Source organism: Kluyvera sichuanensis (genome assembly GCF_014218705.1).
In the GTDB taxonomy this organism is placed as follows: Bacteria; Pseudomonadota; Gammaproteobacteria; order Enterobacterales; family Enterobacteriaceae; genus Kluyvera; species Kluyvera sichuanensis.
This window is the reverse complement of record NZ_JABBJF010000057.1, coordinates 1-5542: the sequence shown is the minus strand read 5'-3', so window position 1 is coordinate 5542 and position 5542 is coordinate 1. Positions and strand designations below refer to the sequence as shown.

Sequence of the window (5542 nt, the reverse complement as noted above, 5' to 3'; positions counted from 1 at the left end):
TAAATTTGTCTGCTGGTATCCGGGTTTTCAAAGTGACGGGAAGGGACCAGCGATGGCAGCATAGCTCACGCTGCCCCAATATTTTTTATGCTCTCCGATCAGGGCGACGCCGCCGCCCGGGACGATGCCTTCCTCGACGGCCGCACGGGTCGCGTGCAGGGCGTCTTCGACGCGCGCCTTCTTTTCCTTCATCTCGACTTCGGTGGCGGCACCGACCTTGATCACCGCAACGCCGCCGGCCAGCTTGGCCACGCGCTCCTGCAGCTTCTCGCGGTCGTAGTCGGAGGAGGTCTCCTCGATCTGCGCCTTGATCTGCTTGATGCGCGCCTCGATGCCCGCGCCTTCGCCGGCGCCATCGATGATGGTGGTGTTTTCCTTCGACACCTGGATCTTCTTGGCGCGGCCGAGGTCCTTGATGGTGGCCTTCTCCAGCGACAGGCCGACTTCCTCGGAAATCACCACGCCGCCGGTCAGGATCGCCATGTCTTCCAGCATCGCCTTGCGACGGTCGCCGAAGCCCGGGGCCTTCACCGCGCAGACCTTGACGATGCCGCGGATGGTGTTGACCACCAGGGTCGCCAGCGCTTCGCCTTCGACTTCCTCCGCCACGATCAGCAGCGGCTTGCCGGCCTTGGCCACGCCCTCGAGGACGGGCAGCAGGTCGCGCACGTTGGAGATCTTCTTGTCGTACAGCAGGATGAAGGGATCATCCAGGTCGGCCGACATCGACTGCTGGTTGTTGACGAAGTACGGGCTCAGGTAGCCGCGGTCGAACTGCATGCCCTCGACCACGTCGAGTTCGTTGTCCAGGCCGCTGCCTTCCTCGACCGTGATCACGCCTTCCTTGCCGACCTTGTCCATCGCCTGCGCGATCAGGTCGCCGATGTTGGCATCCGAGTTCGCGGAGATCGCGCCGACCTGGGCGATTTCCTTGCTGGTCGACGACGGCTTGGACAGCGACTTCAGTTCGCCGACCGCGGCCTTCACCGCCTGGTCGATGCCGCGCTTCAGGTCCATCGGGTTCATGCCGGCGGCGACCGCCTTCATGCCCTCGCGGATGAACGCCTGCGCCAGCACGGTGGCGGTGGTGGTGCCGTCGCCGGCGTTGTCGGAGGTCTTGGAAGCGACTTCCTTCACCATCTGCGCGCCCATGTTCTCGAACGCGTCAGCCAGTTCGATTTCCTTGGCGACGGAGACGCCGTCCTTGGTGATGGTCGGCGCGCCGTAGCTCTTCTGCAGCACGACGTTGCGGCCCTTCGGGCCGAGGGTCGCCTTCACGGCGTTGGCGAGCACGTTGACGCCGCGCACCATCTTGGAGCGCGCGTCTTCGCCGAAACGAATGTCCTTGGCAGCCATTGCGAATTACCTCGAAAAATTATTCGGATGAGAAATGTGTGGGAGCGACGCGCGATCAGCCGAGGATCGCGAACAGGTCGTCTTCCTTCACCACCAGCAGCTCGACGCCGTCCAGCTTCACTTCGGTGCCGCTGTACTTGCCGAACAGCACCTTGTCGCCGACCTTGACCTGCGGCGCGCGGACCTGGCCGTTGTCCAGCACCTTGCCGGTGCCGACGGCGACGACTTCGCCCTTGATCGGCTTCTCGGTGGCCGAATCCGGGATCACGATCCCGCCGGCGGACAGCTTCTCTTCTTCCATGCGCTTGATGACCACGCGGTCGTGCAGCGGCTTGATATTGGACATGGCAACCTCGGTAAATGGTTGATTGACGTGGAAAAACCCGGCGATTTTAGCAGTCGCGCGAAGCGAGTGCCAAACCGCGGACAACAGAACCGGGCGAACCCGGCATGCCACCGAGATGGGGCGGGCCCGCCGACTTTCAAGGGCCGCACGCGGATGTCCGCCAGGCCCGCCGGATCGGGGCAGCCGCTACCCTATGCCGGTGAGCGCCCTGATCTGCTTCTGCACCTGTCCCGACGCCGACAGCGCCGAGCGCATCGCCACCGCGCTGGTGGCCGAGCGCCTGGCCGCCTGCGTCAACCTCCTGCCCGGCCTGCGTTCGGTCTATCGCTGGCAACGCAAGGTCGAGGCCGCGGCCGAGGTCCTGCTGCTGGTCAAGACCAGTGCCGAGGCCTACCCCGCCCTGCAGGAACGCCTGCGCCAACTGCATCCCTACGAACTCCCGGAGCTGCTCGCGGTCGAAGCCGCGTCCGGCCTGCCCGAATACCTGCAATGGCTGGCCGCCGAGAGCCGACCGGTAAACTGAGCCAATGACCGCATCCACGATCCGCCTGCGCCGCTGGCTGGCCGGGCTCGCCCTGCTGCTTGCGCTGCCCGCGACCTCGGCCGTCGCCCAGGACTTCGAACTGCCGCCGGTCGACGAGGTCTTCGTCCTGTCCGCGCAGGCCACCGCGCCGGACCGCATCGAGGTGCGCTGGCGGATCGCCGACGGCTATTACCTGTACCGGCACCGCACCTCGGTCAAGGCCGATGCCGCCTTCACCGGCGCGACCATGGCGCTGCCGAAGGGCAAGGCCTACCGCGACGAATTCTTCGGCGACGTCGAAACCTACCGCAAGGAATTGCTCGGCACCCTCACCGGCACGCCCGCGGCCGGCGCGAGCGCGACCACCCTGACCGTGAAGTACCAGGGCTGCGCCGATGCCGGCGTGTGCTACCCGCCGCAGACCCGCACCCTGAAGGTCGCGTTGCCGGGCGAAGCGGGCGCTGGCGGCTTCGGCTGTAAGGCGCGCGGGCTGCATGATTATGTCGTCAAGAACGGCTCTGCCGATCATCCCAACGCCGAGGTGAAATTCGCACTGGGTGATGTGGTCAACACCATGATCGGCTGCACTAATGGTGAAACGATCATGCTGTGCCACGACACCTCGCTGCCGCGCCCCTATTCTCTCGGCTTTCGGGTGCAAGGCACCGAGGGGCTGTGGATGGACGTCAACAAGTCGATCTATCTGGAGGGCAAGAGCCCACAGCCGCACCGCTGGGAGCCTGCCGAGGGCTGGTTTGCGAAATACGATCACCCGCTATGGAAACGCTACGCCGATCTGGCGGCAGGGGCCGGGCATGGCGGGATGGACTGGTTCGTGATCCACGCTTTTGTCGAGGCGCTGAAGGCCAAGGCCCCGATGCCAATCGACATTTACGACGCGCTGGCCTGGAGCGCGATCACGCCTCTGTCGGAACAATCGATTGCTGAGGGCAATCGCACGTTAGATTTTCCCGACTTCACCCGAGGGCAGTGGCGCACCCGCAAGCCGATCTTTGCGCTGAACGACGCCTATTGATCGACGCGATTTAGGCCAAGCGCACCGCAAAGGCGAAATTGGTAATCTTGTCGGTATCCTTGACGCCCGGCGCGCTTTCGACGCCGCTGGAGGTATCGACCAGCGGCGCTCCGGTGCGCGCAATCGCCTCGGCAACATTCGTCGGATTTAGCCCGCCTGCCAGCCCCCACGGCAAGGCACCGCGATATCCGGCCAGCAGCGACCAGTCGAACGCCAACCCCATGCCGCCGGGCAGCGCGCCTTTGGGGGTCTTGGCGTCGAACAAGATCAAGTCCGCCGCCCCGGCATAGGCTGCGGCGCGTGCGACATCGCTGGCGCTGGCGACGGGCAGCGCCTTCCACACCGGCTTGCCAAACCGCGCGCGCAACTGGGCCACGCGTTCGGGCGATTCCGAACCGTGCAGCTGCAGCGCGTTCAGCTTGGCTGCCACCAGTGCGTCGGCGATGACAGCATCATCCGCATCGACGAACAAACCGACCATGGCGATCTGGCCAGCTGCGCGCGATGTCAAAGCGCCCGCGACATTCGACGTAACCGCACGGGGCGACGCTGGATAGAACACCAACCCGGCATAGTCCGCCCGCGCCGCGATGGTCGCATCGAGCGCCTCGGGTGTGCTGATCCCGCAAATCTTGATTTTCGCGGGCATGCGGTCAGTCGGGGTTCTGGATCAGCCGCACCAGCGTGCAGTCGGGATCGATCAGGTAGCCGATCCTCAGGCCGCTCGCCTCCAGTTGCGGAGCTTTGAAGCGCGGCCAGCCGGTGCTTTTTTCCTCGGCTCCCGCCGCGTTCACCAATGCCACCATGGCATCGAGATCATCCAACCGCAGGCAACAGCCGAACGAGCTCGTAGCTGGGTCGAGGTCAGGATAGGGGAAGAATTCGAGCTGCAAACCGCCGCGCTGCAGGATCATCCAGCCGCGATCCTTCCAACTCGTCGCAAAGCCCAGCTTCGCATAAAACGCCTCTGTCACATCGAAATCGCGCGATGGCAGATTGGGGGTGACGTGGTCAGCCATGGCTCAGCGCAGCTTGTCGGCCATGCGGGCCGTATGAGTGATTGCGGCGCGGCTATCGGGGGCGGAATGGCTCATCACGATCATGCTGGCCTTGGGGAACGCCGCACCAAACGCGCGCGCTGACGCGGCGTAGTGCTCAGTGTCGGCATCACCGAGATTGCCGAGCGACTTGGCCTTGCTGTCCTTGATCAGGCAGCCACCAAAAGCGATGTCGGTGCCGTCGATCCCAACGGTGATATTGTCACTGGTGTGGCCGGGGCCGGGGTAAAATACCTTGAGCGGGCCAAAGTTGGGCGCGGTTGCTGGTTCGACCCAGCCATTGGCGGCGAAAGTCAGGCTGTGTTGCGCCGCAACCATCCCCTCTTGCGGGGCAAGCTGGTTCGACAACGCATTGGCATAAGTCGCAATCCCCGCCGCATGCAGCGCGTCCATACCGCCCATCTTGTCCTGATGCGCGTGAGTCACCACCGCCAGCGCGACCGGCAGGTTGATCTCCTGCTTGATCCAGTTGAGGATCTGGGCGGTCTGGTCATCGGTCCAGGCGGTATCGACCACCAGCACGCGGCCGCCATCCCTGACGATCAAACCGTTGGAAGCGACTGCCCCGAAACCCGGCATGTCGAGATAGGAAGTGTGCTGCCAGACATTCGGTGCGAGCTGGCGGAAAACCAGATCGCCAAACCGTTGGTCGCCAGTTTCCATTTGCTGGCCAATCGTCGGGCGGATTTCACCGGGCATGCACCCGCTCAGCATCAATGCAGCGGCTAATGCGGTGCTCAGCTTCGCGACCGGGTGCATAATATTGGGCAATTCCATCAAGTTTTCCTTTTATTCAGCATTAAAAACCCCGCAAATGCGAGGCCTAGTAAATAGATGATCTTAATTTGGTTCACTGTAGCAAAAATATGGGGCGAATTCAAACATGAGGTGCGACAGTTTCAAAAGCCATATGATAATCAACAAGCTGAGCAAATTTCTCTAATGGTGTAAGCCAATCTAACGCCTTTCTAGGACGAGTATTCAGTGACATGGCAACTTGATTTAAATAATGCTGATCTGCCTGATTTAAATCAATCCCTTTAGGTAAATATTGCCTAATTAAACCATTCATATTTTCGCATGTGCCTTTTTGCCAGGGTGAATGTGGGTCACAGAAATATACATCTATGGGGTTCTAGGGATTTTCCGTCCAAAAACGACAAAGTGCTCTGGAGGCCGCGCCGTCCGTGGCCTCCAGAGGGGTATTACTTTTCGCTGACGGG

Annotated in this window: 6 protein-coding genes and 2 pseudogenes; 2 read left to right on the top strand and 6 right to left on the bottom strand. The window is 62.5% G+C overall.

The window, feature by feature from the left end:
- Positions 1-96 precede the first annotated feature (96 nt).
- Both groL and groES read right to left on the bottom strand, forming a co-directional pair.
- Positions 97-1356 (bottom strand): annotated as a pseudogene (gene groL / locus HII27_RS26505) (chaperonin GroEL); the annotation flags it as partial.
- Between the two features lie 55 nt (positions 1357-1411).
- Positions 1412-1702: a co-chaperone GroES gene (groES, locus tag HII27_RS26500; protein WP_004201172.1), complete on the bottom strand. Its 291-nt coding sequence runs from the start codon at positions 1700-1702 to the stop codon at positions 1412-1414.
- Positions 1703-1895: 193 nt separating this feature from the next.
- Between groES and cutA the strand changes: the two genes are divergently transcribed.
- Positions 1896-2225 (top strand): divalent-cation tolerance protein CutA, encoded by a 330-nt coding sequence (cutA, locus tag HII27_RS26495; protein WP_004201171.1) that lies wholly within the window; start codon positions 1896-1898, stop codon positions 2223-2225.
- Between the two features lie 4 nt (positions 2226-2229).
- Positions 2230-3261, top strand: a complete 1032-nt coding sequence (locus HII27_RS26490) for a protein-disulfide reductase DsbD domain-containing protein (RefSeq protein WP_004201169.1) — start codon at positions 2230-2232, stop codon at positions 3259-3261.
- 10 nt (positions 3262-3271) lie between these two features.
- On the opposite strand, the gene HII27_RS26485 is transcribed toward HII27_RS26490, so the two are convergent.
- The 4 genes and pseudogenes from HII27_RS26485 to HII27_RS26470 all read right to left on the bottom strand — a co-directional run.
- Positions 3272-3910, bottom strand: coding sequence for a phosphoribosylanthranilate isomerase (locus HII27_RS26485; protein WP_004201168.1), 639 nt, complete (start codon positions 3908-3910; stop codon positions 3272-3274).
- A gap of 4 nt (positions 3911-3914) precedes the next feature.
- Positions 3915-4280, bottom strand: a complete 366-nt coding sequence (gene ble, locus HII27_RS26480) for a bleomycin binding protein Ble-MBL (protein ID WP_004201167.1) — start codon at positions 4278-4280, stop codon at positions 3915-3917.
- A gap of 3 nt (positions 4281-4283) precedes the next feature.
- Positions 4284-5096: a subclass B1 metallo-beta-lactamase NDM-1 gene (locus HII27_RS26475; protein WP_004201164.1), complete on the bottom strand. Its 813-nt coding sequence runs from the start codon at positions 5094-5096 to the stop codon at positions 4284-4286.
- A 100-nt stretch (positions 5097-5196) separates the two neighbouring features.
- A pseudogene (locus HII27_RS26470) lies at positions 5197-5442 on the bottom strand (IS30 family transposase); the annotation flags it as partial.
- Positions 5443-5542: the final 100 nt, after the last annotated feature.

Coding starts and splice junctions, on each gene's coding strand:
- ble (WP_004201167.1), bottom strand. CDS start 4,280: ATGGCTGACCACGTCACCCCCAATCTGCCATCGCGCGATTTCGATGTG.
- HII27_RS26490 (WP_004201169.1), top strand. CDS start 2,230: ATGACCGCATCCACGATCCGCCTGCGCCGCTGGCTGGCCGGGCTCGCC.
- HII27_RS26485 (WP_004201168.1), bottom strand. CDS start 3,910: ATGCCCGCGAAAATCAAGATTTGCGGGATCAGCACACCCGAGGCGCTC.
- groES (WP_004201172.1), bottom strand. CDS start 1,702: ATGTCCAATATCAAGCCGCTGCACGACCGCGTGGTCATCAAGCGCATG.
- HII27_RS26475 (WP_004201164.1), bottom strand. CDS start 5,096: ATGGAATTGCCCAATATTATGCACCCGGTCGCGAAGCTGAGCACCGCA.
- cutA (WP_004201171.1), top strand. CDS start 1,896: ATGCCGGTGAGCGCCCTGATCTGCTTCTGCACCTGTCCCGACGCCGAC.